This window comes from Deinococcus arboris (assembly GCF_009755355.1).
Lineage (GTDB): Bacteria > Deinococcota > Deinococci > Deinococcales > Deinococcaceae > Deinococcus > Deinococcus betulae.
In genome coordinates, this window is the sequence record NZ_WQLB01000091.1 from 1 (window position 1) to 650 (window position 650).

A 650-nucleotide genomic window follows, 5' to 3' on the forward strand; every position below is an offset into this window, starting at 1 on the left:
TCCCTCGGCTTCGCCCTCGCTGGCGGCCTGGACCTCCCCATGGCGATGGCCGCCCCCGCCTCCAGTCCTCTCTCCGCCACTGCCGCCCTGCGCGACCCCCAGGGGCAGGTGCGCGGCACCGCCACCTTCACCCAGCAGGGGATGAACCTGCGCGTGCAGGTGCAGGTCAGCGGCCTGACCCCCGGCCAGCACGGATTGCACCTGCACGAGAACGGCCGCTGCACCCCCGGCATTGACCCAGCAACCAATACGGTGGTGGCCTTTGGTGGGGCCGGGGGTCATTTTGACCCCGGCATGAGCAAGAACCACGATGACCCGGTGGCCGACAACCACTATGGCCACGGCGGGGACCTACCGATGATCACGGTGGGGGCCGACGGGACAGGGACGCTGACGTACACAACGGCCAAGAGCAGCCTGACGGGGATGACGGGGGTCCTCAATCGCAGCATCGTGATTCATGCCAAGGCGGATGACTACAAGAGTGATCCTGCGGGGCTGACGGGCGCGAGGGAACGGTGTGGGGTGATCACGCGCCTGAACTTCAGCGTGCGGGACTACCCCCTGCCCGGGCCGCAGGACTTTCCCGAGGGCGTGGCCTATGACGCCAAACGGGGCCTCCTGTTCACCGGCAGTGCCCGCACCGGCGA

1 protein-coding gene is annotated in these 650 nt (G+C 68.5%); it reads left to right on the plus strand.

What is annotated here, in order from left to right; translation table 11 throughout:
* Positions 1-650 (plus strand): superoxide dismutase family protein (locus GO986_RS22460; RefSeq protein ID WP_439648726.1); only part of this gene is annotated, 650 nt, incomplete at both ends.